At 53.2% G+C, this 26,118-nt stretch carries 21 protein-coding genes, 1 tRNA gene and 1 pseudogene; 12 read left to right on the top strand and 11 right to left on the bottom strand.

From position 1 onward, the window contains the following. Positions 1-66: 66 nt before the first annotated feature. Positions 67-1,455, top strand: coding sequence for an acyclic terpene utilization AtuA family protein (locus P1P89_03635; GenBank protein ID MDF1590586.1), 1,389 nt, complete (start codon positions 67-69; stop codon positions 1,453-1,455). A 2-nt stretch (positions 1,456-1,457) separates the two neighbouring features. Then, complete coding sequence (locus tag P1P89_03640) at positions 1,458-1,784, top strand: DUF4387 domain-containing protein (GenBank protein ID MDF1590587.1); 327 nt, start codon at positions 1,458-1,460, stop codon at positions 1,782-1,784. A 54-nt stretch (positions 1,785-1,838) separates the two neighbouring features. Here P1P89_03640 and P1P89_03645 read toward each other — a convergent pair whose 3' ends face one another. Next, complete coding sequence (locus P1P89_03645) at positions 1,839-2,666, bottom strand: hypothetical protein (GenBank protein ID MDF1590588.1); 828 nt, start codon at positions 2,664-2,666, stop codon at positions 1,839-1,841. Positions 2,667-3,028: 362 nt separating this feature from the next. Between P1P89_03645 and P1P89_03650 the strand changes: the two genes are divergently transcribed. The 4 genes from P1P89_03650 (at position 3,029) to P1P89_03665 (ending at position 6,495) form a co-directional block, all read left to right on the top strand. Beyond that, positions 3,029-4,303: an MFS transporter gene (locus P1P89_03650; GenBank protein ID MDF1590589.1), complete on the top strand. Its 1,275-nt coding sequence runs from the start codon at positions 3,029-3,031 to the stop codon at positions 4,301-4,303. Beyond that, the gene (locus tag P1P89_03655; protein ID MDF1590590.1) at positions 4,296-4,475 is read left to right on the top strand and encodes a hypothetical protein; all 180 of its coding nucleotides are present in this window, start codon (positions 4,296-4,298) and stop codon (positions 4,473-4,475) included. Before P1P89_03650 ends, P1P89_03655 begins: the two co-directional genes overlap by 8 nt. Before the next feature lie 113 nt (positions 4,476-4,588). Continuing rightward, positions 4,589-5,905, top strand: coding sequence for a chromate efflux transporter (gene chrA, locus P1P89_03660; GenBank protein ID MDF1590591.1), 1,317 nt, complete (start codon positions 4,589-4,591; stop codon positions 5,903-5,905). A 26-nt stretch (positions 5,906-5,931) separates the two neighbouring features. Then, positions 5,932-6,495 (top strand): HDIG domain-containing protein, encoded by a 564-nt coding sequence (locus P1P89_03665; GenBank protein MDF1590592.1) that lies wholly within the window; start codon positions 5,932-5,934, stop codon positions 6,493-6,495. A 326-nt stretch (positions 6,496-6,821) separates the two neighbouring features. Here P1P89_03665 and P1P89_03670 read toward each other — a convergent pair whose 3' ends face one another. After that, positions 6,822-7,082, bottom strand: a complete 261-nt coding sequence (locus tag P1P89_03670) for a GIY-YIG nuclease family protein (protein MDF1590593.1) — start codon at positions 7,080-7,082, stop codon at positions 6,822-6,824. A gap of 341 nt (positions 7,083-7,423) precedes the next feature. Here P1P89_03670 and P1P89_03675 point away from each other — a divergent pair, with 341 nt between their 5' ends. Together P1P89_03675 and P1P89_03680 are read left to right on the top strand one after the other, a co-directional pair. Further along, positions 7,424-8,038 carry a type IV toxin-antitoxin system AbiEi family antitoxin domain-containing protein gene (locus tag P1P89_03675; protein ID MDF1590594.1) on the top strand — a complete coding sequence of 205 codons (615 nt, stop codon included), beginning with the start codon at positions 7,424-7,426 and terminating at the stop codon, positions 8,036-8,038. Then, positions 8,035-8,952, top strand: a complete 918-nt coding sequence (locus P1P89_03680; protein MDF1590595.1) for a nucleotidyl transferase AbiEii/AbiGii toxin family protein — start codon at positions 8,035-8,037, stop codon at positions 8,950-8,952. Before P1P89_03675 ends, P1P89_03680 begins: the two co-directional genes overlap by 4 nt. An 815-nt stretch (positions 8,953-9,767) precedes the next feature. Here P1P89_03680 and P1P89_03685 read toward each other — a convergent pair. The 3 genes from P1P89_03685 to hisS form a co-directional block, all read right to left on the bottom strand. Further along, a tRNA-Asn gene (locus P1P89_03685) sits at positions 9,768-9,843 on the bottom strand. Positions 9,844-10,160: 317 nt separating this feature from the next. After that, positions 10,161-11,936, bottom strand: a complete 1,776-nt coding sequence (gene aspS, locus P1P89_03690; protein MDF1590596.1) for an aspartate--tRNA ligase — start codon at positions 11,934-11,936, stop codon at positions 10,161-10,163. A 136-nt stretch (positions 11,937-12,072) separates the two neighbouring features. Continuing rightward, positions 12,073-13,344 carry a histidine--tRNA ligase gene (hisS, locus tag P1P89_03695; GenBank protein ID MDF1590597.1) on the bottom strand — a complete coding sequence of 424 codons (1,272 nt, stop codon included), beginning with the start codon at positions 13,342-13,344 and terminating at the stop codon, positions 12,073-12,075. A gap of 387 nt (positions 13,345-13,731) precedes the next feature. On the opposite strand from hisS, the gene P1P89_03700 reads away from it, so the two are divergent. The 4 genes and pseudogenes from P1P89_03700 to P1P89_03715 all read left to right on the top strand — a co-directional run bounded on the left by P1P89_03700 (position 13,732) and on the right by P1P89_03715 (position 17,484). Further along, complete coding sequence (locus P1P89_03700; GenBank protein MDF1590598.1) at positions 13,732-14,709, top strand: TRAP transporter substrate-binding protein; 978 nt, start codon at positions 13,732-13,734, stop codon at positions 14,707-14,709. A 264-nt stretch (positions 14,710-14,973) separates the two neighbouring features. After that, positions 14,974-15,474 carry a TRAP transporter small permease gene (locus tag P1P89_03705; protein ID MDF1590599.1) on the top strand — a complete coding sequence of 167 codons (501 nt, stop codon included), beginning with the start codon at positions 14,974-14,976 and terminating at the stop codon, positions 15,472-15,474. After that, a complete protein-coding gene (locus P1P89_03710) occupies positions 15,464-16,744 on the top strand; it encodes a TRAP transporter large permease (protein ID MDF1590600.1) in 1,281 nt (426 codons plus the stop codon). The genes P1P89_03705 and P1P89_03710 overlap by 11 nt, the downstream gene beginning before the upstream one ends. 234 nt (positions 16,745-16,978) lie before the next feature. Further along, positions 16,979-17,484 (top strand): annotated as a pseudogene (locus P1P89_03715) (hypothetical protein). A gap of 100 nt (positions 17,485-17,584) precedes the next feature. On the opposite strand, the gene P1P89_03720 reads toward P1P89_03715, so the two are convergent. The 6 genes from P1P89_03720 to P1P89_03745 all read right to left on the bottom strand — a co-directional run bounded on the left by P1P89_03720 (position 17,585) and on the right by P1P89_03745 (position 25,665). After that, complete coding sequence (locus P1P89_03720) at positions 17,585-18,412, bottom strand: efflux RND transporter periplasmic adaptor subunit (GenBank protein MDF1590601.1); 828 nt, start codon at positions 18,410-18,412, stop codon at positions 17,585-17,587. An 18-nt stretch (positions 18,413-18,430) separates the two neighbouring features. Continuing rightward, positions 18,431-20,425, bottom strand: coding sequence for a preprotein translocase subunit SecA (locus P1P89_03725; protein MDF1590602.1), 1,995 nt, complete (start codon positions 20,423-20,425; stop codon positions 18,431-18,433). Next, entirely contained in the window at positions 20,418-22,496 is a 2,079-nt protein-coding gene (locus P1P89_03730; protein MDF1590603.1) for a PqqD family peptide modification chaperone, read from the bottom strand. Before P1P89_03730 ends, P1P89_03725 begins: the two co-directional genes overlap by 8 nt. Positions 22,497-22,753: 257 nt before the next feature. Beyond that, the gene (locus P1P89_03735; GenBank protein ID MDF1590604.1) at positions 22,754-24,664 is read right to left on the bottom strand and encodes an efflux RND transporter periplasmic adaptor subunit; all 1,911 of its coding nucleotides are present in this window, start codon (positions 24,662-24,664) and stop codon (positions 22,754-22,756) included. Positions 24,665-24,685: 21 nt separating this feature from the next. Further along, a complete protein-coding gene (locus P1P89_03740; protein ID MDF1590605.1) occupies positions 24,686-25,201 on the bottom strand; it encodes a DUF2299 family protein in 516 nt (171 codons plus the stop codon). A gap of 122 nt (positions 25,202-25,323) precedes the next feature. Next, positions 25,324-25,665, bottom strand: coding sequence for a DUF3467 domain-containing protein (locus tag P1P89_03745; protein ID MDF1590606.1), 342 nt, complete (start codon positions 25,663-25,665; stop codon positions 25,324-25,326). Between the last annotated feature and the right edge of the window lie 453 nt (positions 25,666-26,118).

Here is a 26,118-nt window from a genome sequence, read left to right on the forward strand (position 1 = left end):
CCGGTATTGCCCCGCTTGGGTTGCCGGGAATTGAAATATTCATAAAGTAGGCTGGGAGGTCATATTTTGGAAAAACATACCGTAATTTCACCGACTTCTTGTATGGGGCTGGTGGGGATCGATGAGGGCGCTTATAAGATCGCTTTAACCAGAGATCCCGATTCCATCGCCGTTGACGCAGGTTCCCTAGATCCGGGTCCCCATTATTTAGGCGCCGGGCTGCCCCACGTCGCAGAATACAAAATGAAAAACGATTGCAGAATAATGATGGAGGGGCTCTTAACCAAAAAAACGCCCATGGTGATGGGATCTGCAGGGGGTTCCGGTGGACGCCCGCACATTGAATGGCACCTGAAAAGAATGAACGAGGTGGCCAAAGAAATGGGGAAAACCTTTAAGGTGGCGGTTATTGATACGACTTTAGACAAAGAATATCTTAAAAAAAGAATCAAAAGTGAAACCATAGCGGGCTTGGACCATGGCCAGCCCCTTACGGAAGATATCGTTGACCGCTGTACGGAAATCGTCGCCCAGATCGGTGTAGAACCCATTATTAAGGCGTTAAACATGAACCCGGATATTGTTCTGGCCGGCAGGGCCTGCGACAACGCCTGTTTTGCCGCCGAGCCCGTCCGAAGGGGTTATGACAAGGGATTGGCCCTTCACCTGGGGAAAATCATTGAATGCGGATCTGCCAGCGCCATACCTTTGCCGGATTCCAAAATCATGCGGACCCCCATGCTGGCCACCCTCATCGATGATTATTTTTTGGTGGAGCCTGCCACGGACGACTGGATCAGTACGGTAAGATCCACAGCAGGCCACGAAGCGTATGAGCGCACAAATCCTTTTTACCAGCTTGAACCAGGCGGAATCCTGGACATGCGAAAAGCCAAACTGTCTCAGCCCAATGAACGGAGTGTAAAGGTTTCCGGCAGTGTCTGGATCGATGATCCTGAATCTTACAAGGTCAAATTGGAGGGCGCGGAAAAGCTGGGGTATCGTTCTCTATTTATTGTAGGGGCCAGAGACCCCGCTTTTATCCAGAACATTGACTGGATTATTAATTTTACCAAAACACGGGTAATCAATGAATTTGAACCCAAAGGCCTTTGCGAAGGCAAGGATTACCACATTATATTTCGCATATATGGCAAGGACGGGGTTATGGGGCCGCTGGAGCCCCAAAAAAAAATTACCTCACATGAACTGGGAATCATCATGGAGATTATTGCCCCTACCCGGGAACTGGCCCACGAAATTTGCTATTTTGGAAAATACGGCATGGTTTGGTGTAATTACCCCGGACGCATCACCATATCCGGAAATGTAGGATATGCTTTTTCTCCCAGTATAATAGATGCCGGAGAGGTCTATAAGCTTTCGGTCCATCACCTGCTGCCCATCGACCGGGACCAGGCGCTTTTTGATATTAGAATTGTGGAGGTGGGATAAAAATGAATCTTAGAGAAATCGCATCTGTGATCAGAACAAAGAATGCTGGTCCTTTCTGGTTTACCGCCGATATCATGTTTGACAATACGCAGCTATACGAGGCTGTAAAAAAATCCCAGGCCATCACTCGGGAGCGGGTGGCCCAGCTTTATAACGTCGACCCGGGAAACATTTCTGAGGTCATCTATCATGACGAAGGCAGGATTATTAAGGTGAATATTAAAAGGCCCCATGTATCCGGCGACCCGGGAGATGCGGATGTTCTTGGCATGCAGCAGCACGCCCCTCTTTTGGATATAGACATAAGCTTTCATAAACTATTCAGGTAGTTTATAATACTATGTGTCCGTAGAGCCCGGCAAAAATACCCGAAAACCCCGCCCTCAGTGCAGGGTCCTATTGTCGTCGTCGTCATCTTCATCGTCCCAGAGCTCGCCGGCCATGGCCAGGGCTTCGTAAACCGCATCAACAATGTCCTCGTCGTCAGAGTCCGTAAGGGGCTGGAGAATCTCAGCCGCCGCTTCGGGACGGATCATGACCGCCGCCTCGATGGCGGCAAGCAGCAGTTCCTTTTCAGTCTGATCTGAACGGATGAGAGCCTCAATGTGCGGCCAGGCCGCATCGATTTCCCAATTGCCTGCCGCGCAGATCGCCTCATAGAGGATATCCGGATTTTTACTGCCGATCGATTCGTAGATCTGTTCATCGAATCCATCAATGTATTGCATGCAAAAGACCGCGGTCAGTTTCCAGTCTTCTTCGTTGCTTCGATAGGCGGCGCGCACAGCCTCCTTATGCCAGTCCTCCGGTGCGCGCACCGAAGCTTCCAGGATCCGCCGGCGCACTTTCCTGGGAACGCGGGCGTCCCGGTAGAGCCGGTGAAGCGTCTCCTGGATGTTGCGGAACATGGCTTCGGTTATGAGCACCTCATCCGGGTCGTCGAAGCCGTCCATATAAGCGTACTCAAGGGCGGGGCCCAACGAAATGACCGCCAGGCTGCGCAGGGCCTCCGGTTCGTTGCTGTTTTGCAGAATTGAAAGCAATGCCTCGGCAAGCTCATCGCTGACATCCCCGGAATCGCCTGCCAGCTCAGCAGCCAGAAGACGGTCGGACGGTTCAGCCTGATCGTTTCGTAGAACGTCAAGGATAATGCTGCCGGCCTCCTGGGGCCATTCCCATGGCGGGATCGCTTCCAAAGTCTTAAGGTCCATTTTATTTCCTTCCTTTCATCAGAATCGGTTCCAAGGATCGTATAATATATTTTCCAGTAATAACAAGTCTGTTTTTTGTATTAACGCATCTAAAGTTAAAAATACAAAAAGTTTTACGTTTATTTATCCCTCTCCTGTTTTGCATCGAAATGGCCCCCCGTATAGAGCCCCTATTCTTTGAGCAGTTTTTCCATAGCAAATCCAGTAACTTTAACACCTTCAGCAGTCAGTTATGGCTTATTTTCAAAAAGGGGATTTTCCCGCTTAACGCGCTGTCCCAAAGATCCCTTGTGGTTCACTCTTGACAAAAAAAACAACTGCTACATTCTATTTGTAACATTTAAAAAAGTAGAGGGAAAACCATGGCAACCCATAAAGTCATAACAACTCGCGCCGCTCGGATTTCCGGCTTCCTCGGCCTGCAGCGGACCACCATCGGCGTGCTGGGCATGGTGGTGATGGTGGGCATGGGCGAGCGCATGGCTGAACGCTTCCTGCCCATCTACATCATGGCCCTGGGGGGCGGGGTGCTGGCCATTGGTCTTTTGCAGGCCATGGACAACCTGCTCTCGGCCCTCTATTCGTTTCCGGGGGGCTACCTGTCCGACCGTCTGGGCACCAAGAAGTCGCTCCTCATCTTCAACCTGGTGGCCATGGCAGGCTTCACCCTGGTGATCCTGGTAACAACCTGGCAGGCGGTGCTGGCCGGGGCGGTGCTTTTTATTTCGTGGTCGGCCATATCCCTGCCGGCCACCATGAGCCTGATATACAAGGTCCTGCCCATGAATAAACGCACCATGGGCGTAACCATGCATTCACTGGTGCGCCGCATCCCCATGGCCCTCGGTCCTTTGGTCGGCGGGCTCTTCATCGGAATATGGGGTGAACGCGACGGGGTCCGGCTTGCCTTTGGTGCCGCCCTGGTATTAACCATGGCAGCGGTGGTGCTGCAGCAACGGATGATCCAGGACGACAGGCCCGATAAGGTTTCCCCGGGCGATACCTGCAATCTCACGCCGGAGAAAAATCCGTTGAAACTGCTGCGGCTGATGAACCCGGCCATGAAGGGGCTGCTGGCCACCGATATACTCGTCCGGTTCTGCGAGCAGATCCCCTATGCCTTTGTGGTGGTCTGGAGCATGAAGGTGATAACGGCGCCGGTATCGGCCGTACAGTTCGGCCTGCTCACCACCATCGAAATGGCCACGGCGGTAATTGTTTACATACCGGTGGCCTACATGGCCGACCGCGGCGCCAAGAAACCCTTTGTGCTCATGACCTTTGTCTTTTTCACCCTTTTTCCGGTGGCGCTCATGTTCAGCCGCTCATTTGAGTGGCTGGTCGCGGCATTTATCCTGCGGGGGCTCAAGGAGTTCGGCGAGCCCACCCGCAAGGCCCTGATCATGGATCTGGCGCCGGACCACTGCAAGGCGGGCATGTTCGGGCTCTATTACCTGATCCGGGACATCTTCGTATCCCTCGCCGCTCTGGGCGGGGCGTTTTTATGGCAAATCAGCCCGGAAACGAACCTGATCACGGCATTCGTTTTCGGGATCATCGGCACCGTCGGGTTTGCGGTTTTCGGCCGCGATATTCCGGTGCCCGCATACAACAAAAAGGAGGTCCAAAATGACTGACCCCAAAAAAGATAAATGGCTGGAGGTGTTCTGCCCTGAAGGCGCCTGCATGAACGAGGAAGAGCGTATCTCTCTGCCGGTGACTGAAAAAGCGGAAGAACACAGTATGTGGCTGGAGATTTTCTGTCCGCAGAACTGCTGCGAACTCATTTTTCCCACGCAATTGCCGTAACATGAAACCGGTTGGCCGGAATAACGATTTTTCCGGTCAACCAAACGGTCAGGGTCTATCTGGAGATCTTTATATTTCGGCGAAAACGATGATTCGAAACCAGGAGAAGATGGATGACACCTCAATCTGATTCACTGCCGCCGACAACGGCCACATTCAAAGGCGCCTTAAAATTCTGGGCCAAGCTGGGCTTCATCAGCTTCGGCGGCCCGGCCGGACAAATCGCCATCATGCACCAGGAAGTGGTGGAGCGGCAGCGCTGGATCGGTGAAAATCAGTTCCTGCGGGCCTTGAACTTCTGCATGCTGCTGCCGGGCCCCGAGGCCCAGCAACTGGCCACCTACATCGGCTGGCGACTGCACGGCACATGGGGCGGCATCGCGGCCGGAGCGCTTTTCGTGATCCCCTCGATCTTCGTCATGCTGTTTTTAAGCTACCTGGCAGTGGCCCACATCAATATCCCGGCGGTGGCCGCCGCCTTCTACGGCATCCAGCCGGTGGTGGTGGCCGTGGTGGTGGAGGCGGTGCTGCGCATCGGCAAGAAGGCCCTCAAACATCGCGTACTATATGCTTTTTCCGCTTTGGCGTTTGTCGCTATCTTCTTCTTCAGGTTTCCGTTTCCCTATATTGTCGCCGCCGCCGCCCTTGGCGGTCTGCTCATGCAGCACCGGCTGCCGGAGGTCTTTTGCAAGGGCAACTTTGACGCCCAAACCCGCGAATGTCGAATTAAAACCGAACCCGCTACCGGACAGAACCACATTCGACCGTCTTTTGCCTATGTCGTCCGGGTCTTTCTCATCTGCCTCGGCTTATGGACAATTCCGATTGGGACTTTATGGATCTGGCGAGGTTACAACGATACGTTGACGCAGATCGGTTTGTTTTTCACCAAGGCCGCCTTTGTCACCTTCGGCGGCGCATACGCAGTTCTAAGCTACATTACCGATGTGGCCGTAACCAAGGGCTGGCTTGGAATGCAGCAAATGCTCATCGGCCTGGGCCTGGCAGAGTCCACCCCCGGCCCCCTGATCATGGTGACACAGTACGTCGGCTTTCTCGGCGCCTGGAACCTGCCCGGGGATCTCACACCGCTGACCGCCGGCATTTTTGGAGCGCTGATCACCACGTATGTAACATTTCTGCCGTGCTTCTTCTTCATCTTTGCCGGCGCGCCTTACATCGAGGCCATGGCCGGCAACCAGCGGCTCCAGGCCGCGCTGACCGGCGTCACAGCAGCAGTGGTGGGCGTTATTCTCAACCTGGCCGTATGGTTCGGCCTAAATATCATTTTTCCCAACAACGGCATCGATTTTTTTGCCTTGATATCCGCTGTTGTCTCCCTGGCCCTGCTCCAGAAATTTCATCTGCCGATTCAATACTTGGTTCCCGCGGGTGCCGTTACCGGCGTGGTCTGGAGGCTGGTGGTTTAACAATTGATTAAAAAGGATAAATAACCATGACAAATTCCATCGAAAGCTACACCCTTAAAGCGTCCGACATCGACCTGTTGCGCACGTCCGGTGTTTCGGAGGATGATATCGCCCATAGCGTTAAAGTGGCGGAAAAAGCGCTGGACATCGCCGGCCGTACCAAAGTTGATCTGGATATGGAACTGGTGGGACGCGGAGCCCTTTTCCACGATCTGGGCAAGGCTAAAACCCATGACATGGAACACGGCAAGCTTGGCGCGGAAATGGGTGCGGCCCTGGGTCTTCCCGAAACCATCACCGCGGTGATGGAAAAACACATCCGCGGCGGACTTAGCGCCGAGGAAGCGGTTGAATTAAGACTGCCGGTCAAAGATTACACTCTCCGGAGCCTGGAAGAGCGGATTATCATTTATGCCGACCGTCTCGTGGATATCATCACCGACGGTATCGTAACCCTCCGGGATGAAACGGAAGCGGAAGACCGTTTCGAGGAGTTTTTACAGAATATTCCCAAATACGGGAAGAACGATAAGACTTTGGTTCGGTATCTGGGCTACCATCGGGAGATCCAAAGCCTGTTAAATGACTGATGCAGCAGTGTCGAAAACACGGCGAGATACCCGCCGCAAAGACCCTCATAGGAGGGAACATCCTACACGCTTCCGATGATGTAACCCCTTTTTTGTGGAACCCATCAAGATTTCCTCTCTATTGTATTCAGGCGTACTCACCTTTCCCTTCAAGACTTTTAAAGCACCCTTATTACCTTAGAAAAATAAAATACTGGCCTTTCGACAGGCTCAAGGCCATTCTTCACGATCAAAAACTAAGTCGAAATGGCTTGCCCTGAGCGTGTCGAATGGCTCCCCGATCCCGCCACGGCGGGATTGAACATACAGTCCCGCCTCCGGCGGGATTAATAGCCATTCTTCTGGCCATCCAGGAAACGCCGGATCCCTCGTTTTTTGATCTTGCGCTCGAGCCGAACCGATTCGGAACCGGTCCTCACCGGTTTGGACCACACCAGTCGCCACGGCCCCTGAAATCGTTTCGTTGTCTTCGAAAGGTCATTTCCCGGGTCGTTGTGTTGCGCGATCCGGGTCTCCAGGTCGTGGGTCTGACCGCAATAAAAGCGACCGGAACTGTCGCTCTGCAGGATGTAGACCCAAAAGGGCATTGCAGCGGTCCCTCGAACCAGCGGAACTCGACGGTTCCCCGGTACCAGACGTTGTGCAGGTTCACCCCGTAGTAGCGGTTCGAGTCGAAGTGCTGCGGTTCGATGCAGGGCGTTGTCCTGCCGGGAACGGACGCGAAGGCCATGGCGAAGCGCGAAAGCCGCCGTTGCAGGCAGCGGATTACAATCTACGAGAGCTCGCCGGGGTAGGCCTGAAGGCATGTGTCAAAGTATCGACCCTTGCCAACATGTGTCGATATCTACACACAAGTGCGCCGACGAACGGCGAAGTTCTATTGTGTTTTTTTCTTGACATTTTTACAAATATGTCGATAATTTGACACATGCAGATAAAGGACAGAAAACCCAACGAGCAGACAGTGCTGGAACTCGCCCGCAACTCGGGCGTGGTGAGTGCCTCTGAGGTACGGTCTCTCGGCATTCATCCCGAGTACCTGCGCCGACTCTGTGCCAAGGGTGAGCTTGTGCGGATAGAACGGGGGCTTTATCGGCTTCCAGACGCAGAGGTAACTGCTCATCATGGCTTGGTACAAGCAGCGAAGGCGATTCCCAAGGGCGTCGTGTGCCTTCTGTCAGCCCTGCGCTTTCACGAGATCGGAACGCAGGCCCCTCACGAGGTGTGGATGGCTATCAACCGCAGGGCTGCCCAACCTCGGATAAAGCACCAGAAAGTACGTATCGTTCTTTTCTCCGGCAAGTCCCTCACGGAGGGCGTCGAAGAACACACCATCGAAGGTGTGTGGGTGAGCATCTATAATCCTGCTAAGACCGTGGCGGATTGTTTCAAGTATCGGAACAAGATCGGGCTCGATGTTGCACTCGAGGCCCTGCGCGACGTTCTGCGTGGCCGCAAATGCTCGACCGACGAACTGTGGAAGTATGCGAAGATCTGCCGGGTAACGAAAACGATGCGTCCTTACATGGAAGCGACCGTATGACCAAGGACAAGCCATCGAACGTCGCTGCGTCTGTTCGCCAGCGACTTCTCAACATCATCCGAGATACCGGAGATGATCCGAATCTCGTCTGGACGCGCTACGCCACGGAACGGCTCCTCTATCGCCTTTCCGTTTCGCAATACGCGGGGAATTTCATACTCAAGGGAGCCATGTTGTTCATGGTCTGGACGGGCGAAACATACAGGTCAACGATGGACATGGACTTCCTCGGCCATGGTGACGATTCCAGCGAGCGACTGGCTGAAGTATTCCGCAAGGTCTGCGGTGTAGACGTTGAACCTGATGGTCTGGTCTTTGATGCCGACACCGTGGCGGCTGCGCCTATCCGCGATGAGCAGGAATACCAGGGGCAGCGCGTCACGCTAACCGCCTTCCTCGGCAAGGCCCGCATTCCCGGACAGGTCGACGTGGGATTCGGCGACGTAGTCACGCCCAAGGCCAAGAAGATCAGCTATCCCACGCTGCTGGATTTTCCTGCCCCGAGCATCCGTGCATGTCCGAGGGAGACGGTTATCGCCGAGAAGTTCCAGGCCATGGTCATGATAGGCATTGCCAATAGCCGGATGAAGGATTTCTATGACCTGTACGTGCTGGCCCGCGATTTCGCCTTTGGGGGCAATACCCTTGTCCGGGCAATCAAGGCGACTTTCAAGAGACGGAAGACCGAAATCCCCATTGAACCGCCGCTGGCCCTGACAGATGAGTTCGGCCGCGACGAGGTGAAATCGGTCCAGTGGACAGCGTTTATTCGGAAGAACGGTCTCGAAGAAAGCGCACCTGAGTTTTTGGAGTTGCTCTCGCGCCTCAGGGAATTCCTGTTACCTCCCATGAAAGCAGCTTCCAAGCGTGCCCCCATTCCAACAAGCTGGGCCAAGGGAGGCCCCTGGAGTTGAAGTCGTGAACCCCCTGGTCCGGCTTCCGGCTGATACCTATCGGAGCATGGCGTTTGATGTCGACGCAGGGGCTTTGGGGAACCGGGCTGTTAAATTGCCGGATTCAAAAAACGGAGAATGGGAGAATCAGGAAAGGACATTTGCGAAGACCGAGTCTGAACCCCCACGGTTGCACCGCAACCCCGGGCGGAGAGCATCGAAACAGAGAATCGGGAAGGATGTGGCCGGAGGCGTAAATCGGCGTGAGTACGGCAGAAACGATGAGACCCCGAGGGGATCACCCCACGGGGTCTTGTGTTAAATAGGAACCGCTGATTTCAGCAATATCGGCCGATGGCTTTGCTCTGGAGAATGTAAACCCAAAATGCCATTACAAATGCCTTTGTCGATTTTGATAAAGCTGTTTCGAAATATAAATGCCCGGCCGTCGGGAAAACGGCAGGGCATTAAATTTGGCTCCCCGATCCCGCCCTGGCGGGATTGAACCTACGACCTAGTGGTTAATCCCGCCTCGGCGGGACTCTGCCGAATGGAACTCTTCCAAGAACCGTTTAATTCCACGCTTCTTAATCTTTCTTTCCAATATGGTAGATTCCCTAAGACTGTCGCACTCTTCTGTCCAGACTAATTTCCAAGGGCCCCGAAACCGTTTTGTCGTTTTCGACAAACCATAATCAGGGTCATTGTGCTGCCGCAGGCGACGTTCAACATCTCTGCTTTGGCCACAGTAATAACGTCCAGAGGATTCGCTTTGGATGATGTATACCCAGCTTTTCATAATAAAAAAGGCCGGGGGAGTCCCGGCCTGTTATTTGTGGCTCCCCGAGTAGGACTTGAACCTACGACCTAGTGGTTAACAGCCACCCGCTCTGCCAATTGAGCTATCGGGGATCATTTTTTCAACTTTAAAAAACTATATGAGAATTAATAACTTTTAATTCCACGAGCCCAGTGGTTAATCCCGCCTTTGGCGGGACTCTGCCAATTGAGCTATCGGGGATCATTTTTTCAACTTTAAAAAACTATATGAGAATTAATAACTTTTAATTCCACGAGCCCAGTGGTTAATCCCGCCTTTGGCGGGACTATGCCTGACCTGCCCCGTCACGGGCGCGGTTGAGCTATTAGGGATTAAATCGAAACCTTTTTGTTAATAGAGAAAGCAACCAAAGTCAAGCAAAAATAAATGAAACAATATCAGCCGGTTCTTATTTGATTTTGATGTTCAGCTCCTTTAATTGTTCGGCGGCGGCTTCCGAAGGTGCGTTGGTCAGCAGGCAGGCGGCCTTCTGGGTCTTGGGAAACGCGATGACATCCCGGATGGAAGCCTGCCGACAGAGGAGCATTACCAGCCGGTCGAATCCGAAAGCGATCCCGCCGTGGGGCGGCGCACCGGATTCCAGGGCCTCCAGCAGAAATCCAAATTTTTCTTCGTAAGCCTCAGGGGCCAATCCCAGGGCGGAAAACACCATTTTCTGAATATCGATCTGATGGTTGCGGATGCTCCCGCCGCCGATTTCCGAGCCGTTCAAGACCAGGTCATAGGCCCGGGAGCGGACCGCCAGGGGGTTCTCCTGCAACAGGGCATAGTCATCTTCAACAGGTGCGGTAAAGGGGTGGTGCATCGCCTGATAGCGCTTTTCGGTTTCATCGAATTCAAGCAGGGGAAACCGGGTCACCCATACAAACCGGAATTCATCCTCGTTGATCAGACCGAGCTTCCTGCCCAGGTGATTGCGCAGGTGCCCCAGGGCCTCGTTGGTAACCCTGGGCTGGTCCGCCACAAAGAACACAAGGTCTCCGGGTTCAATTTCAATGCGCCGGGTTAAGGCCGCCTTTTCCTCATCGCTGAAAAATTTGGCGAGGGGAGACTGCCAGCCGTCCTCCCGGACCTTTATCCAGGCAAGGCCCATGGCCCGGTAAACCGACACAAACGCCGTCAGGTCGTCAATCTCCTTGCGCGACAGATCGATCCTCCCTTTGGCGTTCAGGGCTTTGACGATGCCCCCTTTTTCGACAACACTTGAAAACACTTTAAACGCCGACCCGGCCACGATATCGGAAACATCCTTTAGTTCAAGACCGAAACGGACATCGGGCTTATCCAGGCCGAAACGGCCGACAGCTTCCCCATAGGTCAGGCGTTCAAACGGCAGGGTCAACTTCAGTCCGTGGACATCATTAAAAACCGCTGCCATCATCTCCTCGGCAACGGCCATGACATCGTCTTCCCCTACAAACGACATCTCCATGTCGATCTGGGTAAACTCGGGCTGACGGTCGGCCCGCAGGTCTTCGTCCCGGAAACAGCGCACAATCTGATAATAGCGGTCATACCCCGCTATCATCAGAAGCTGCTTGAAAATCTGCGGCGATTGCGGCAGGGCATAAAATTGCCCCGGATTGACCCGGCTGGGGACCAGATAATCCCGGGCGCCCTCCGGCGTACTGCGGGTTAGAAAGGGTGTTTCTATATCCAGAAACCCGCGACCGTTTAAAAACTGCCGCACCGACATGGCAGCCTTGTGCCGCATCATCAGATTCTGTTGAAACTGATTGCGGCGAAGGTCGATGTGGCGGTATTTCAGACGCACCATTTCCGACACGTCGACAGCATCTTCAATCAAAAACGGCGGCGTTTTGGCCTCGTTCAGCAGCTTCAGCTCCGACACCGTCACTTCGATTTCGCCGGTTTTCAGGTTGGGGTTGATCATCCCCTCCGGTCGGTTGTCCACCCGGCCCCGCACGCCGATGACAAATTCATTTCGGATGGCATGGGCCTTGGCGTGGACCTGTTCGTTTACCTCCGGGTTGAAAACCACCTGGGTGATCCCTTCGCGGTCCCGCAGGTCGACAAAAATAACGCCGCCGTGATCCCGGCGCCGCTGAACCCAGCCCATCAGGATGACTTCCCTGCCGACATCCGCCGCGTTCAGGGTGTTGCAGTGATGGGTCCGTCTCATATCTCCAAGTATATCTGACAAATTTTTGACTCCTTTTAAGCAGCTGTCCCTCACCGGTCTTTTTTACAAAACAAATGCCGCGTACGCAAACTGGCAAATTGTTCCCGCAAAGGGCATGAAACTGTTTTCGGCAGATCGTACCTTCCGCTTCCCGTGATTATAAAGGTTTCGACTCTCTCCGGACAATGGCGGCTATCTTTTCAACAATCCCTGCCAGCGGAAGTACGGTCTGTTCCTTGGTTGCCATATTTCGCAGGAGGATTTCGCCTTTATCCAGTTCATTCGCGCCGACGATCAACACGTAAGCCGCACCCAGGCGGTTGGCCCGCTTCATCAGACTTTTCAAGCTTTTCCCGCCCAAATCCATTTCCGTTGTGACGCCTGCCAGCCCCAGCGCACAGGACCAGTCAAACGTCACCTGCATGCTCTCTTCGCCCAGGGCAGCCACAAACACGTCCGGCTTTTTAATAAAATCGGAACGTTCCAGCCCAGCCACTTCCACCAGCCGGTCAAGCCCGATGGCAAAACCGATCGCCGGCATGTCCGGCCCGCCCAGCAGTTGAATCAGACCGTCGTAGCGCCCGCCGCCGGCAATCGCGTTCTGGGCGCCCAGTGAGTGGGTCTGGATCTCAAAAGCCGTGCGCGTGTAATAGTCAAGGCCCCGGACCAAACGGCTGTTGATGGTATAGGAAATATTGAGGCGACCGAGGGCATCCTGGACCGTTTTGAAATGGGTTTTGCAGTCGGCGCATAAAAAATCCAGCAGGGACGGGACTCCGGTGATGGCTTCTTGGCAGGTCGGCACCTTGCAGTCCAGCACCCTTAACGGGTTGCGGTCGCTTCGCCGCAGGCAATCCGTGCAAAGCTTTTCTTTAACGCCGGACAGAAAACCGGAAAGCGCCGCTTTAAACGCCGGGCGGCAGGCCGGGCAGCCCAGTGAGTTCAGCTGGACTTCGGTATCTTTGACCGACAGCCGCGAGAACAGCGTCACCAGCATAAAGATGAGCTGGGCGTCTATCAGGGGCGACTCCACCCCCAGGACCTCGGCATTGATTTGGTAAAACTGCCGGTAGCGCCCTTTCTGGGGCCTTTCCCGGCGGAACATGGGACCGATGGTATAAAATTTCTGAACCGGATCCTGGGCATAAAGCTTGTGCTGGACATAGGACCGGACAATGGATGCGGTCGCCTCCGGCCGCAGGGTCACCAGGTCCCCCTTGCGATCCGGAAAGGTGTACATTTCCTTTTCCACGATATCGGTGTCTTCACCGATGCTCCTGGCAAAAAGCTCGGATTTTTCCAGCAGCGGCAGCCGGATTTCACTGAAGCCATAGGCCTCAAAAAGATCCACGGTCGTCTTTTCAATATGCTGCCAGAGCTCCCCCTCGCCGGGCAGTATGTCTTTGAACCCTCTGATTAACTGAATCATTTTCAATGTCTTTTCGTCATAAACAGTTACTTAAATTTAACTATGTATCCTAATAAAAACGGATTAGTCAATATTAATATTTCAGGCTCTTCTACCAATTGGGAGAAATGGTCCATGGGTTAAGGGGTCAGGGCTTAAAACGTTTTTCCTTTTTCCAAGATGCTTGGAGGCTATGATGCCAGGAAGATTCCTGATTCGCTTTCGCATGCGTTCCGGCTTGCCAGCATCCCGGCTTTCCAGCCTATCACTTATTTCACCTGAACTCTTGAACCCCCGACCTCCTGAATCCTTCCGGATTAACAACTGATCTGGAGACGATCCCATTTTATGCCTATTGGCTTTTCCGCGGATATTTGTTATCTATCACTATTGATGAAGGGGTGATACATGCTGAACAGAATACTGCTGCTGATTTTCGTTTTTGTTTGTTTATTATCTGCCGAAGCAATGGCCGCGACCCGGATTAAACTGGGGGTCGTCACCAAACCCGGCTCCGCCCAGAATATCGTTGCTGAAAAATTTAAAGAACTCGCCGAAAAACGATCCGGAGGAGGCCTCCAGGTCCAGATATTTCACTCAAGCGCCATCGGCAATGAAACCGAAATCCTGCAGCAGATCCAGATGAATACCATCCAGATGGGCATCATTACCGACGGCCCGTTTGACACCTTCGATCCCATTGTCCGGGTCATCAATTACCCTTTCTTATTTAAGGACAACGCCCAGGCCGATGCCATTCTGGACGGCCCCCTGGGCGCCCGGATATTAAAAAGCCTTGAAAGCTCCGGTTTTAAGGGCCTGTGTTTTTCCGAAAACGGCTTCAGAAACCTTACCAACAGCAAGCGCCCGGTCAGGGGTCCGGCGGATATTAAAGGACTAAAAATCAGGGTCATGGCGTCGGCGCTTCACAAAGCGATCTGGCAGGCGCTGGGCGCCAATCCCACCCCCATGCCGTGGCCGATTTATACCGAGCTGGAACAAGGCGTTATCGACGGCCAGGAAAACCCCCTGTGGGTCATGGAAGTCTATAAATTTTATGAGATCCAGAAATACATGACCCTGACCCGCCACGTCTATTCGTCCCATATTGACGTGGCTTCGCTCAAGTGGTGGCAAACGCTGGATTCCGCCACCCAGGGGATGATCCAACAAACCATTTACGAATCGGCCCTTTTCCAGCGGGCGGACAATCGCGCCAAGGACGGCGAGCGTCTCAGGCTCCTGAAAGAAAAAGGGATGGTGGTGGATGAAAACCCGGATGTCGGCGCTCTGCGCGCCAGGGTTTCCGGTCTAAAAGATTTGGACCTTTTCCGGTCGCCCCCTGTTCAGGCGCTTCTTTTGGAAATGCTCGGGGCTACCCGATAAATATCCGATCCCAGAGGGAATTTGCTCTGTTAGAATTTCATTCACTTATTGAAATTCCAAATGTCAAATTCCAAATATCAAACAAATTCCAATGACCAAAATTCGAAAATTTAAACAATTTTTCGTCCTGAAAAATTTTGGTCATTGAACATTGGGATTTGAGATTTTTTTGAAATTTGATGCTTTGATTTTGTATTTTAAAAACAAAAATCCTGCAGTTAAAACAACAGGATAAAGACTCCCTCCAAAATGGGTTTCCCCAAGATGTCAGAAACTTACATGTCACCCCTTGACCGGTTGAGCACAACACTCAACGCAACCATCGAAAAATCCCTTTTCGTGATCGGTTTCAGCATGGCGGCGCTGGTGGCCGTACAGGTTTTTTTTCGCTATGTCCTGAATCATTCCCTGTTCTGGTCTGAAGAACTGGCCCGCTTTCTGCTGATCTGGCTTACCTTTCTGGGCGCTTCGGTGGCTTATCATCGCCGTGCCCACCCGGGTATCGATATGTTTTCATTGCTGCTCCCCGCCTGTCTTAAGAAATCGGCCGTCATCTGTGTCCATCTGGCTTCCATAGGCCTGTTCAGCGTAATGATCGTATACGGATGTCAATTTGCGTATTTTGTCCGGCTGCAGATTTCGCCGGCGCTGTATCTGCCGAAATGGATAATCTTCGGTATTGTTCCATTCAGCGGCGGGGTTCTCATGCTCCACGCACTGGCCCTTTTTGTAAGAGGCTTAAAAGAGGACAGCCGTGGCCGCTGAAATCCTCATCCTATCCATGCTGTTTCTATTTGCCGTCAACACCCCCATCGCCATTGCCATCGGCGCCGCTTCGATTATCGGGATTCTGGCCCAGGGTGATTTTTCCCTGATGATGGTCGTTCAGCGCATGGCAGGCGGTACCGATTCTTTTCATCTCCTGGCGGTACCGCTGTTTATGTTTGCAGGCGTCATCATGGAAGCCGGCGGCATCAGCAAAAGGATCATTGCGTTTGCAAACGCACTGGTGGGCTGGCTGCCGGGGGGGCTGGCTGCGGTTGCGATTGTGTCGGCGATGTTTTTTGCCGGCATCTCCGGTTCGGCCGCCGCCGATACCGCCGCGGTGGGCGCCGTCCTGATTCCGGCCATGAAAAAATCCGGCTACAAGTCCGACTTTGCCGCGGCCGTCCAGGCAGCCGGGGGCTCTATCGGCGTTATCATTCCGCCGTCCATACCGATGATTATCTTCGGCTTTTTAACCGGCGCCTCCATCAACCAGCTTTTTGCCGCCGGCATTCTGCCGGGTATCATGATCGGTATTTCCTTGATCGCCGTTACCACCCTGATTTCATCACGAAACGGCTATGCCGCCACAAACCGTTTTTCAATCCACACGGTCTGGCAAACATTTAAGCAGGCCCTGCTGGCCCTGGGGGCACCGGTCATTATCCTTGGCGGAATCCTGTTCGGTATTTTCACGGCCACCGAATCCGCTGCCGTGGCCGTAACTTATACCCTGTTTGTCGGCCTTTTTGTTTATCGCAACATAAAAATAAAGGACCTTGCCGCTCTTTTCATTGACGGCGCCGTCACCGCTTCGATCGTCATGTTCATTATTGCCACGGCATCGGTCTTCAGCTGGCTCGCCGCCATTGAAGACATGCCCGCCCGTCTGGCCGGGTCGCTGCTGGGGATTACATCGGATCCCATCCAATTGCTGCTGCTCATCAACCTGGTCCTCCTCATCGCCGGAACATTTGTTGAAACAACCGCCGCCCTGATCCTGCTGGTTCCCATGATCACGGCCATGCTCCCCTCCCTGGGGATTAGTCTGATTCAACTCGGGGCCATTGTCGTCACCAACCTGGCCATCGGCATGCTGACCCCGCCCCTGGGAATCTGCCTGATCGTATCCAGCGCCATTTCCAAAGACAGCATCGCTGCCGTCAGCCGGCGCATATGGCCGCTCCTGCTGGTTCTGATCGCCAATCTGCTGCTCATCACTTTCTTCTCGCCCCTGACCATGTGGCTGGCCCGCATGGTTGCCGGATAAATTGTTTTGAGGATTAATTGGGCGGTTCACAAAAATATTTTCCGATTGAGTTGTTTCGTTCGGGTCATGGCTGTGAAATCCAGAACAGCGGGATCCGCCTACTGGCCCATATTTGTCTGTTCTGAAATAACGATTTATCTATAAGAATTTACTGGTAATTATGTATAAAATATGCCCTATGATTTACAGGATTTTAAGCCATTAACCCTCATAACCTTGCAAATTATCTATAGCATGAAACCAAAAAAATTACCCCGGAAGAATCGACAAAGAGATTTGATTCGCCCTGAGCTATCAAAGATTATCGATTCCAGACATGCATTGGTCAAGTTAGCCCAGGCAGTCGAGTGGGATCGTATGGACGAACTGTTTGGCAAGACCTATTGTTTGATAACGGTCGACCCGGCGTCAGCACCCGATTGATGGTTGCCCTTCATTACTTGAAATACACCCACAACCTCACTGGCAAGGGAAAAGCGCACAAGCGTTACGAGTTTGTCTGCAAAGTCAGTGTGGCTGCCACCAGTCGCGGCGGCTGGTTCGTTGGAGCGATGGCAACCCACGGCAATCCATATGATGGATACACGCTCAAGGATGCTTAGGAGCAAATCAAACGAATTGTTCAGCGTCCGGAACAAGTGTTTGTGGATCAGGGATATCGGGGTCATGGGTACGAAGGCAACGTCCAGGTCCATGTGGATAAACACCATCGTGGCGGAACCGCAAAGAGTCTATGGCTATAGATGAAACGCAGGGCAGCCATTGAGCCAGGTATCGGTCATCTGAAAAGAGAGCAAATGAATATAATCCAGCGGTGATACATAAATTTGGATATATCGGTTATTTTTCGTGAAAAATAATTTTACATTTCAACCCCGGTGGCAGTCGCAGCTCCGGGTTCGGCAGTTCCAGTCGAACCCCAAACGTACCGCTGGCAGCGTCGATCACCCTATCTATAATGGTCACGCCAGCCGAATGGGAGCCGCCCACCGGCGCTTCCGGCTTGATCGTCGCCCGCATGCCCGGCTTGACCCGGCTCCACATGCTGACAGGCAGAATCACTTCCACATTCAACGGATCGATTTCCGCAAGCTTGAATATCGGCTGGTTTTCAACATACTCGCCGACATTTAAAAATCGGTCCTCTACAACCCCATCGAAAGGACTTAAAATAATTTTTCGCTGCACCACCTCCTGCGCCTGATTAAACTCCAGCTCGGCCAGCCGTTTGTTTTCCAGGGCTTCGGCCAGCTGAAGTTCAGCCAGGATTCGCTTGGTCTCCACAGTGTCCCACTCTTGCAAAGGAAGCGCATTTTTGTCATACAGACTCTTTATACGCTGCTGGTTGCGCTGGGCAAATTCAAGTTCCGCCCGTTTCGCTTTGATGCTCGCTTCAAGCTCGGCCCGCGCCCTGGCAAGCGCCATCGTTGCCTTTTCAACGCCTGACTGGAGCGTTACCAGCACCTGGCCTTTTGTTACCCGGTCCCCCCGATCAACCGTCACGGTTTCAATGATCCCCACGACAGGGCTGCCGACCTTGACCACCAGATGGGGCTCAATTAACCCCTCATACTCGATGATTTCCTGGGCTATCGGTTCGGAAACAAACAGCCCCAAAGACAGGCCCATAATAACCCAGAGTAGCGGTACGCGAATATCTTTTAGCAAAAGCATCCCTCCTGTTTGTTATTCCTGACGGCCGGCAAAAGCCAGCGATTCACCAAGCTGCTCGTCCATTCTCAAAAGATCGCCGCGCATCCGTGCATGCATGCGTTCGGCCGAACGTTGGGCGCTGTATAAAAGAATTTTTCCGACAGAGCGCATCAGGACCCCCTGCGGCCGTCTCAGGACTAAATTTGCCATAAATTGAACCCATTTAGCAATATAAACGGCGATGAGTTCATCTTCGAGCGAAGCGATGGATTCAATACTTCCGGGATCTCCCTGACGCCCGCACCGGCCAAAAAGCTGTCGATCGATTCGCCGGGCGTCATGACGTTCGGTTGCGATCACATGAAGTCCGCCCATATCCACCACATCCTGACCCAGCTTGATATCCGTCCCCCGCCCGGCCATATTGGTCGCCACCGTGATCCTGCCCGGCGCACCAGCCTCTGCAATGATATCAGCCTCTTCTTTATCCTGGCGGGCGTTCAACACCCGATGCGGCAAATTCACTCCTTCCAGAAGACTGCTTAAATGCTCGGAAGCTTCAACCGAACGCGTTCCAATGAGGATGGGCCGCCCGATTTCATTCATACTTGAAACAGTCTGAACGACCGCTTTCCATTTTTGTTCGGCAGTTCGACAGAAACGATCCGGAAACCTTTTCCTGCGAATCGATCGGTTGGGGGGAATCGTCACCACCCGCAGACGATAGATGGACCATAATTCGCCGGCCACCTCCCGGGCGGTTCCCGTCATTCCGGCAACTCGGAGATAACGTCGAAAAAACCGCTGATAGCTGATTCGCGCCCGTGTTTCCTTATGCCGTGTCACCGGACAATCCTCTTTTATTTCGATCAGCTGATGAAGACCCCGTTCCCAGGAGCGGTCGGGCATCAATCGGCCCGTGTATTCATCGATGATCTGAATTTTACCGTCCTTTATCAGGTAGTGTTTATCCTTGCTGAATAAATGCAATGCCACCAGCGCCTGCCGAACCAATTCCTGCCGCTGTTCTTCACTGGCCTGCAAGCCCACCTCCGCCCAATTCAAGTCCTGGGTCCGGGATTCGCCATGGGCACTCAACTCCACCTTACGTTCATTAACCGAAAGCATAAAGTCCTTTTTCGGGTCAAGTCCCCTGGCAAACGCCATGGCGTACTGGTAAACCTCGGGGCCATAACTGCTGTCGCCTTCCGCTGAAATAATCAGAGGGGTGCGGGCCTCATCAACAAGGACACTATCGGCTTCGTCCACAATGGCAAAATGCAACCCTCGCATGAGAAGCTGATTGATTCTGGATTTTTCGCCGTAAAGTTTTTCAAGCTTCAGTCTGACCGGTGTGGGTCTGTCCCAGAGCACAATCCGGTCCCTGAGATAATCAAAAGTAACCTCTTTGTTGGTGCAGTAGGTAATATCACAGCGATAAGATTCCCGCTTGGCTGCGGGATCCATGCCGTGAACAATATACCCCGCTTTGATTCCCAGGGCGCTGTAAATCGGCCGCATCCATTCAGAATCGCGTTTGGCAAGGTAATCATTAACCGTGATGATGTGAACCGGTACACCCGCAAGCGCAGCGGTACAGGCCGGAAGTGTGGCGGTGAGGGTTTTCCCTTCCCCGGTCTCCATCTCGGCCACCATGCCATTGAGCAAAACCCAGCCGCCGAGCAGCTGAACATCAAAATGACGGTGACCGAGGGTACGATCCGCCACCTCGCGCACCAGCGCAAAGGTCAATCCCACCAGTTCCTCGGTATACCCTTCACTTCGCAATCGCTGTCTGAGCATCCGGCTCGTTTCCAGTATTTCTTTATCGCTCTTTGCCGACATCGCACTTCCATGGACAGCGGTCGCCCGGATGATTCCACTGAAACGTTTTGCCCGGGGTCTTAGCCAGGGCGCAAAAACCCCCTCGACGGCCGCCGCCATGCGGTCCATTTTGCTTAAATCAGGTTCATCGCGTTCCGGATAAACACCTTTTATGGAATTTACATTTGTCCCGGGGCTATACATTGAATCTCTTTAGAAAAAGTTGCCTTAATCCTCGATACCAGCGCCAGACAATCGGCTCTTTCCCGTGCCCGAAACGGACATAAACCCGCTCTCCTACCCTGTAAAGACCTCTATAAAAGGGTAATTTAATGTCAAAGAGAAATACTTTTTGAAAAGCCTTAATGTCCAGCATCGATCGCGGGTCGATGGCAATTTCACCGCCCCCCTCCTGGCTCAGAGTCCGCCCGGGAATCTGATCCGTTGCGCCGGGCACTTCACGCTGCATCACGGCAGACAAGGTCTCATCCATTCTTCCCGGCAAACGAACCTGGATATCCGTGGTGTGTTGCCGCACAAAATCAACATCCTGCTGGAAAACAATCACACGGACCGCCAGGACGGAACGATCCAAAACATAACCGAGCAGTTCCCCCCGCCGCACAAATCTTCCGGGAAGATCCTGGGACATCGGCACGACGAAAGTCCCTCCACCGGGACTTCTAATCATCAACTCAGCCGCCCGTTCACGGGCATCTGCAAGTTTGCTTGCAATGTTATTCATTTCTTCTTTGGTGATTTCAGCTTTGACCCGTTCCGTGAAAACCTGGGTGTCGTACGTCGCCTGGATCTCACGCAGCTGAGATTCCAATACCTTGATATGAGCCGGCAGCAGCGGATCGAAGCACGCTATCAAAGCATCACCGGGTTCGACGCGGCTGCCCGGTTCGGCAACGAAACGTTCGATAAAACCATCTGTGCCCGCCCGGGCAAAGGCTTGTTCAGAAATCCACATCACCCCTTCTGCGCGAGTGCTGAGCGGAACCGGCACAAGGGTGACCAGGGCAACAAAACCCGTCAGGACTACACCCGTTCCCATAATGGCACGAATGCGTCTGCGGTTGAGCCGCGGAGAGGTAAGCAGGAATTTAAGACCCTTTAACGCCGGGAGGATAAACATGCTCACAAAGGCCCAGCAGGCGAACAGGATCCCGATAAAGAAAAATTTAGTGGCAATAAACAAAATAATTGCCGTAAATATGATCATCCGGTAAATAAATGCCGCAATGGAGTAAAAGAAAAACCATAATCGTTCCCCGCGTGTGGATAGGGGCGGATCCGCATCTTTGATCCCGGCAAGATAGCGCTGCATCAGGTACCCCAGATAACGCAACCCGCGGGGGGCCAGATTGGGTATCTCGACAAGGTCACTTAAAATATAATAGGCATCATACCGCAGCAAGGGATTCCCATTAAAGAGCAGCGATGAAACCCCCGCGATAAACATAACATTGTACGCCACGGCGCGGATGGTGCCCGGTTCAATGTTAATCCAGACAAACAGGGCCAACGCCGCAATGAAAATTTCCACCAGCATGCCCGCAGCCCCCACCAGCAGGCGGCTGCGTTTTTCCTGAAACGCCGAGGCCGAAGAAGCGTCGACATAGGGTATCGGGGTAAAGACCAGAAGCATGATGCCCATATCATGGACTTCCCCCCCCTTTATCTTAACCGCAAACCCATGCCCAAATTCATGAAAAATTTTTAAAACGGGAAAGACAAGCCAGAGAACCAGCAGGTTTCCCGGCGCCAGGATCCTATCGGTAATGTTTTCGGTGAGCTCCGGCCAATGAACCCCTGCCAAAAATATGGCGCTACCGACAACAACCAGCCAGAGCAATGCGCCGGCCCAGCTGAAAAAAGGACGAACGACATTCTGATATTTTGTTAAAAATCTCTCGGGATCGAAAACAGGAATCCGCACAAACAGCGGGCTGCGTAAATTCTGCAGCAATTTGCCGGTCTGTTTTTTCTCGAAACGTTTCAACAATTCCAGCGTGTCGGGCATCACATCGGCCTGGAGGGCATCGGCGGTATGCAGCTGGCTGAGGAGACGGATAACCTCCTCCTGCGTCGGGGCGTCATCGGCCAGACGTGCCCGGACGGCATCCCAGATCTCCTGGACCGTACGTTTTCCGTCCATGAGTCCGATGATCATATAAGCAGCCGGCGTAAACCGCTGGAATCGCCCGGAAGAATGATCCTGGAGGACATACCAGAGCTCGCCCCGATAATGGTGCCGATGTATTTCCAAATGACTTCGCAGACGGGGTCTAATGCCGGCTACGCGGTACCATGAAGGGCTGTAGAGAGAAGCGGTCATTGGTCTATTTCAAAGCAAAGCCGGGAAATGGGATAACGTCAATAAGGAGCTGCTCGACCCACATGATGCTGAAGTGATGGCGTGGCGGCGTAATGCAAAAATCCAAGGAACTTCTTTTATCCGCTATCACATCCCGGTACGCCATTACCCCATTACGCCAGTTCTCCGGTACTCAGGGTTTCTGCTTCTTAGGGCCACCATCTCCAATACTGAAGACGGAGCCAGTCAATCATTTGGTGGGTCCAAACCCAAATCAGTTTGCGTCGATCAATATTGATTTTAGCGATCCCCTCCATGCCCGGCCGCAGACGCGTGGAAATCTTTTCCATACGTCCCTCTACCCGAAAATAGTTGCGGCCTTCCTTTGCGGTTGAAACCGGTGTTATTGTCTCTACAACAAACGGGAAAACCTCCCCCGGCATGGAGGGCAACACCAGTTCACTATGTTGCCCTTTTGCCAACTCGGTAATATCACGTTCATCTACTTCTATGATGACGCGGTATTCATCCAGCGGCGTCACCTGGAAAAGGACCTGGCCGCGCTCAACCGGAGCACCCAGGGACTGGCTCAAATCACCGCTCATAATAATCCCGTTAAAAGGGGCCGGTATTTTGGTACGCGCCAGTTGTTCATCAAGCAGGGAAATCTGTGCCTCTGCCTGATCTATTTTAGCCCGTATGATTCTGATCTGAGACCGCTCGTGTTTTGCCATGGCTTCATGGTATTGTTTGACGAGCTGTTCTTTTTCAGTAGACCATCTGAGGCGTTCAAGTTTGAGGTCTCTGTCATCCAGGCTGCAAAGTACGTCTCCCGCTTTCACGAGGTCGCCGGGCCGGGCGGACGCTTCCTTAATGTATCCGTTAAAGGGCGCCGCCACCACACGCTGGACGGAACCTTCAAGGCTGGTGGGCGCCGAGATGCGGTAATCTATCTCGGCGTAGTCAAAAAAGGCAATCATTGCCAGGATAAGGAGCAAAACCAATTTGCGGACAAGATGCCCGGGCCCCAGCATTCGTTTTAACTGGGTCCCAAAGGAATCCACCGCTTTCCGAAGGAGCCAGCGTTCATCCAGGCGTTTATTTTCCAGGACCGGTGCGACCAGCGCAGCAGTCGTTTCACAGGCCTCGACCGTTTCCTTATCAAAGGGTTTGTCTTCTGATCGTTCCAGTGTCAACGCCCCCAAAAGCCTTCCCCGGTCTTCCATCGGTATCGTCAGGATGGTTCCGGACCCGTGCTGTCTGGACATATTTTCGTGGGATTTCGTAACCAAAGGCGTTTCTTCAGGAGGCAGCGGATAAGTTACCACGGCATGTTGATCCGCGGCCTCATCCATGGCAGCTCCGATGGCCCGCATCAGGTTCGACTGCCCGCCGAAATCCGAGCTATGTGAAAGCACCCCCACCTTTACGTGTCGACCTTTGGCAACCCCCAGGCTGACCCGATCACAGTCCAGCGTCGTTGCCAGCCGGTTCACAAAGGCCATGGCGGAAGCATAGAAGGTGTCATGTTCAACCACCGTGGCAACCAGATCCAAAACTTTCTGCAGGCGTTCGTTTATCTTCTCGGATTTGACGCCCTCGGTTCGCCGAATCAAAACCTCCAGCCAGGCGGCGCCCCAATGCAGCTGCCGCATCACAGCCTGTATTTCGAGGTTTGAATGCTGCTCGATTTCAAGAACAACCACGCCATGCAGTTTTTTGGATACTTCAATCGGATAAGCGACATGGTAGGACTCTGGCAGGATATTTTCAGCTTGAGCGGCTGAATCGCTCTCAAGAAGCAGGCCGCGACGCTCCTTTAAGGCGCGCTGCGCGGCCCCGGTTAGATGAACCATACTCAGCTTGGCGTCCGGCCAGACAGCCACCGGACTGTATGGCCCCTGGTCCGCATTGCCAAGCAAAACCATCGCACAGCGAACGCCTTTTAGTATGCGGCACTGAAGCGGCAACCAGCTCTGACAAAATTCTTTGGGAGAAACCGCCTCGGCGAATTGCCGCCAAAGAGGACGGTCCGGGTCAGTTTCTTGGCCCCCCGCACGGCTGCCCGGGCCATAACGCGTCTGCTCTGGCTCTTTATGTTCTTGGGGGAAACGTTCCATGCTTTCCCGCGTTCTCTCCCATTAATGGGTCGTCACTTTCTTCTTGGGTTCTGTCGACTCAGCGGGGGGCTCGACCGCTTCGAGATACCGAATAATAGACCAGATCACCGAAATAACGGCATTTCGTACGATCAAGAACCTTTGAAGAAAAGCATCCTTTGTAAGTCCGTCCGTATAGATCCGTTGCGTCAGAACCACCGCCTGCATCGGCTCGGCCACCCCGACAAAGTCTACGTTCATCGACAGAAGGCGGAAACGAAGCTCCCATAAAATCTCACGTCTTTTCTCCTGCGGAAGGTTCTCAAACATCTTCTGATGCTCTTGCGCCAGATTAACTCTCGCTTCCAGATGAAGCTGGTCAGGTCTGGCCTTGTTTGTTCCGATCAGGATTCTCCGTTGGGCCGCATCTTCTGCTCTAATCAGCCATAACAAGTCCGGATGCGACTGCTCAGAAATCTGCCAGCCTTCGCCCATCAGCCACTTCTGTACCTTGTCACGGGTTTGCTCAACGTTTTGTTCATTTTCAGCTGCGCTCATTCTTGTCCTCCTTCATAAGGTTTTATGGTCGTTTTATCAATATTACCGATACCGTTCACCTAAAAGAATCTGGTCTATTCCTACCACAGCTTCATAAGGAATGCACCGTACGTCTACACGGCTCATTGCACGGTGGAAGTGGTGGGGGACTGGGGGGGGGCAAGGTCCAGAAGACCGTATCTGGACTCGTAGTCCTTCAGAACATTATTTAGCAGGGTGGACAGGCGCTTGGCGGCAAAAGGACTCAAGATAACGCGATCGGAGAGCTGGATCCTGATCTCCTTCTGCCCTGCGTGCCACGCCTGGTTCATCCCGAACAGAAGTACAATTTCCTCGCGCCCCCCTGCCACGTTGGTCGCATTGGCGTATACACTCCGCATATTGGAGTCGTCCCAAATGACCCTTGTCTGGGCGGCCGCCTGTGTCGGTTCCGCTCCCTTTTGAGATTTCTTTTCCGCTGCCATATAAACCCTCCTTAGATTTGATTCATACCCGTCTCTATTCTTGTCCAAAAACGGTTTTGCGGTATTGCAGGGGCAAGGAGAACGCCCTGGTGTTGCCCTTCCGAAAGCCCCACATCGAAAAATACCCTGACAAAATAACTTGATATCTATAGCAGAAACAGCCAAGTCCTACAACCGCATAATGTAATTGTTCCGTCATCTCTTAAACGGCCATCCCCATATCGGCCTTCTGACCAGGGGAAAAATAACGTGCAGCCCCTGGCCTCCCCGGCCCTTTCCGGACATCGCTCCATAACAATCGGCCGACCCGGCCCATGTCAACTCGGCCGAGTCGGCTCGTTTGCCTTATTCCTTATCAACGAAGCCGGGCGGGTTTCTGAACCCCAACCGCTTATTTGCCCTTTCCTTTTCCTTTGCCCGGATTGTCCCCTGCAGGATCCGCAACGGTCCGGG

It is taken from the genome of Desulfobacterales bacterium (assembly GCA_029211065.1).
In the GTDB taxonomy this organism is placed as follows: domain Bacteria; phylum Desulfobacterota; class Desulfobacteria; order Desulfobacterales; family JARGFK01; genus JARGFK01.

Coding starts and splice junctions, on each gene's coding strand:
- P1P89_03640 (MDF1590587.1), top strand. CDS start 1,458: ATGAATCTTAGAGAAATCGCATCTGTGATCAGAACAAAGAATGCTGGT.
- P1P89_03740 (MDF1590605.1), bottom strand. CDS start 25,201: ATGAGCGCAGCTGAAAATGAACAAAACGTTGAGCAAACCCGTGACAAG.
- P1P89_03650 (MDF1590589.1), top strand. CDS start 3,029: ATGGCAACCCATAAAGTCATAACAACTCGCGCCGCTCGGATTTCCGGC.
- P1P89_03705 (MDF1590599.1), top strand. CDS start 14,974: ATGTCAGAAACTTACATGTCACCCCTTGACCGGTTGAGCACAACACTC.
- P1P89_03700 (MDF1590598.1), top strand. CDS start 13,732: ATGCTGAACAGAATACTGCTGCTGATTTTCGTTTTTGTTTGTTTATTA.
- hisS (MDF1590597.1), bottom strand. CDS start 13,344: ATGATTCAGTTAATCAGAGGGTTCAAAGACATACTGCCCGGCGAGGGG.
- P1P89_03725 (MDF1590602.1), bottom strand. CDS start 20,425: ATGTATAGCCCCGGGACAAATGTAAATTCCATAAAAGGTGTTTATCCG.
- P1P89_03655 (MDF1590590.1), top strand. CDS start 4,296: ATGACTGACCCCAAAAAAGATAAATGGCTGGAGGTGTTCTGCCCTGAA.
- P1P89_03645 (MDF1590588.1), bottom strand. CDS start 2,666: ATGGACCTTAAGACTTTGGAAGCGATCCCGCCATGGGAATGGCCCCAG.
- P1P89_03745 (MDF1590606.1), bottom strand. CDS start 25,665: ATGGCAGCGGAAAAGAAATCTCAAAAGGGAGCGGAACCGACACAGGCG.
- chrA (MDF1590591.1), top strand. CDS start 4,589: ATGACACCTCAATCTGATTCACTGCCGCCGACAACGGCCACATTCAAA.
- P1P89_03665 (MDF1590592.1), top strand. CDS start 5,932: ATGACAAATTCCATCGAAAGCTACACCCTTAAAGCGTCCGACATCGAC.
- P1P89_03680 (MDF1590595.1), top strand. CDS start 8,035: ATGACCAAGGACAAGCCATCGAACGTCGCTGCGTCTGTTCGCCAGCGA.
- P1P89_03735 (MDF1590604.1), bottom strand. CDS start 24,664: ATGGAACGTTTCCCCCAAGAACATAAAGAGCCAGAGCAGACGCGTTAT.
- P1P89_03675 (MDF1590594.1), top strand. CDS start 7,424: ATGCAGATAAAGGACAGAAAACCCAACGAGCAGACAGTGCTGGAACTC.
- P1P89_03670 (MDF1590593.1), bottom strand. CDS start 7,082: ATGCCCTTTTGGGTCTACATCCTGCAGAGCGACAGTTCCGGTCGCTTT.